This window comes from Leuconostoc sp. (genome assembly GCF_965300815.1).
The window spans coordinates 1-2,928 of sequence record NZ_CBDKZH010000139.1; the positions used below are offsets into that span (position 1 = coordinate 1).

The following is a 2,928-nucleotide window of genomic DNA, read 5'->3' on the forward strand; positions in this document are numbered from 1 at the left end:
GCAAAATAGGCTGGATTAACGGCAATTGTCCAATCAGTTAAACCATTTTCTTGCGGCTGGCGTTGCGCTACTTGGGCGCCTAACCACGTATTATAAGCATGGTGATGGTGGTAGCGATTATGCGAATAAAAGTTAGCGCTATTAGCAAAGGTGGTCGTCAAGGCCATCCCCAAGCCATCAATGAAGAAAGCATCCCCAGCTGCTACGTTATGGCCCACAAAATGTAAATGGCCAATCGTGGTCTGTGATGGAAAACCTACCCAGTTACTTTTCCGTGCCTGTAGTAATGTGGCAACGTCAACGGCTTTAGTGCCCATTTGGACAAAATTTTGATCCCATTGCCATTGTTCGCGCGGCCGATCATGATAGAGTTCAATCCCGTTGCCATTGGGATCGTTTAAATAAAAAGCTTCACTAACATCATGGTCTCTGCCACCTAGCGGATAGTTAATTGTCAAAAGATGTGCCACTAAACTCGCTAGACTAGCAGTATCTGGGAAGAGTAGGGCGAAATGGTATAACCCTTGCCGTGGTGCACTCGGTGCTGTCCCGTTAAATACCAACGTGAGGATTGGTGGTTGGGTGGTTGTTAACGCATAACTATAGGTTTGTGCGTCGATTTTTGTCTCGACGAAACCAAGAATATCGCGATAAAAATGCCGCATTTGGGCTTCATCATTGGCGACGAGCGTGAGGTGTGTCATGTGGTAAGTAATTGGCTGCATTGGCGCTATCCTGACTGTTGATTTATTTTGCTTACTATTTATAAGTATCATAAAGTGTTTTACGAAAAAAGTCTAGTGATTTGCTGATAGTGAAACCCGAGGTGCCGCAACTGTCATCTTAATTGTGAATTGCGATAATTGGTAAACGCTATCAAAGCCTATGATAAGGCGTTTTGTGTTGGGTTGATTTGTGAAATTACTGCGAGAGTGATATAATATAACCAACAAGTAACAAGAATATAGCGCAAAGGACGGAGGAATCTCATATGATTTGGTCATTAATTGTTGGTGCCATTATTGGTGCAATTGCAGGTGCTATTACGAACCGTGGGGCATCCATGGGTTGGATTAGTAATATCCTTGCTGGCTTGATTGGTTCAGCTATTGGACAAGGCGTTCTTGGCCACTGGGGACCAAGTCTAGCTGGCATGGCTTTGATTCCTTCAATTATTGGGGCAGTTGTCCTAGTATTGATTGTGTCAGCTGTGTTCGGTATTCGAGCAAACCGCTAAAACAAGTGAATAACAGCAGTGTTATCTGAGATAAACCTGCTGACATGTGAAAGGGAACCGTTAAGGTTTCCTTTTTTAGACAGACGATAGCGCATGATAGCAGAATTTGAACTCACCCCAAATTCTGTTGTAAACTAAGGCTATGTTAAATCAGAAGTTACAGTTAAATACGTCAAAACTAGCCATTGTGGGCTATGGTGTCTTGATTGGTTTTCTAACCGGTATCGTGGTGAGTCTCTTTCGGCTGTCAATTGAAAAAGTTTTAGCGTACTTTCAGACTTTATACCTTGCTGTCGGGCGGGGTGAATTGTTCTCATTGGGCCTGATTATTTTGTTAAATGCTGGCTGTCTCATCGTAGTTGCTTGGTTACTCAAGAAAAATCCGCATATATCAGGATCAGGGATACCGCAAGTAGAAGGGGTATTAACCGGAGAAATAACGGATAATTGGTGGGCAACGCTTTGGCGCAAATTTACTGCTGGGATTTTAGCCATTGGTAGTGGCCTGATGCTTGGCCGCGAGGGGCCATCAATCCAACTTGGTGCTGCAATTGGTCAAGGCGTAGCAAAATACCGACATTTAAGTCATAACAAAGCTAAAAGTTTAATCGCCAGTGGCGCCGCTGCTGGCTTATCCGCGGCCTTTAACGCCCCGCTAGCTGGTGCGATGTTCGTCCTTGAAGAAATCTATCATAGCATTTCACCGTTTGTTTGGGTGGGGGCTGTCACAGGGGCGACTGTATCGGACTTTGTCTCGACAGTCATGTTTGGGCAAACACCAGTCTTAGCTGTGGGGAATTTAACCGTTTTTCCGGTGAAGTTGTACGGTTTGCTCTTGGTATTTGGGCTGATGTTAGGGCTGTTTGGTTATTTATATCAACGTGTCCTGCTGGCTAGCTTGTCCCTGTATGACAAATTACCGCTACCCAAGTATTTTTATGGGGTGATCCCATTTATCTTAGTACTGCCAGTCGGCCTACTTTGGCCGCACATTTTAGGTGGTGGGAACGGTTTGATTTTATCGCTCAATAATACCCCAACTAGCATTAAGCTACTGCTAGGCCTATTGGCTGTGCGGTTTGTTTTTTCAATGGTGAGTTATGGTTCTGGTCTGCCTGGTGGGATCTTTTTACCCATTCTCACGTTAGGGGCTTTGAGTGGCACCCTCATTGGCAATGTGTTCGTGACCTTGAACTGGATGCCGACGACGTATATTTTGAATTTTGTAGTGATTGGTATGGCGGGGTATTTTGCTTGTATTGGTAAAGCACCGTTCACTGCGATCATTCTTGTTTTTGAAATGGTTGGGAGCGTCACACATATTTTGCCATTGGCCTTTGTCAGTTTGGTGGCTTATTTAGTCGTTGATTTACTCAACGGTGCGCCAATTTACGAATCATTGTTGGCTAGATTATTACAGCAAAACCAGCAAAACAACGATTCGTCTGAGATGACCACGCTTGAAATTCCTGTTTTAGCCGGCAGCATCATGGAAGACCAGCAAATACGCGACTTGAATTTAGTGCCCAACAGTTTAATCACATTGGTCAAACGGTCAGATAATTTGCTTATTCCTAAGGGCGACTTGGTTTTGCGTGCTGGCGACATCATTTACTTGCGCGCTAATAAAGATGTGGCACAAGACATTAAACGGCAATTACTAGCGACGGTGGTGGTGTAGTCAGATAGGC

3 protein-coding genes are annotated in these 2,928 nt (G+C 44.5%); 2 read left to right on the forward strand and 1 reads right to left on the reverse strand.

What is annotated here, in order from left to right; translation table 11 throughout:
* Positions 1-725, reverse strand: a 725-nt coding sequence (locus ACW12G_RS07320) for a VOC family protein (RefSeq protein WP_455647644.1), incomplete at its 3' end; no start/stop codon positions are given.
* A 266-nt stretch (positions 726-991) separates the two neighbouring features.
* Here ACW12G_RS07320 and ACW12G_RS07325 point away from each other — a divergent pair.
* Positions 992-1,237 carry a GlsB/YeaQ/YmgE family stress response membrane protein gene (locus ACW12G_RS07325; RefSeq protein ID WP_019039753.1) on the forward strand — a complete coding sequence of 82 codons (246 nt, stop codon included), beginning with the start codon at positions 992-994 and terminating at the stop codon, positions 1,235-1,237.
* Positions 1,238-1,379: 142 nt separating this feature from the next.
* Positions 1,380-2,918, forward strand: coding sequence for a ClC family H(+)/Cl(-) exchange transporter (locus tag ACW12G_RS07330; RefSeq protein WP_455647645.1), 1,539 nt, complete (start codon positions 1,380-1,382; stop codon positions 2,916-2,918).
* Positions 2,919-2,928: the final 10 nt, after the last annotated feature.

Coding starts and splice junctions, on each gene's coding strand:
- ACW12G_RS07325 (WP_019039753.1), top strand. CDS start 992: ATGATTTGGTCATTAATTGTTGGTGCCATTATTGGTGCAATTGCAGGT.
- ACW12G_RS07330 (WP_455647645.1), top strand. CDS start 1,380: ATGTTAAATCAGAAGTTACAGTTAAATACGTCAAAACTAGCCATTGTG.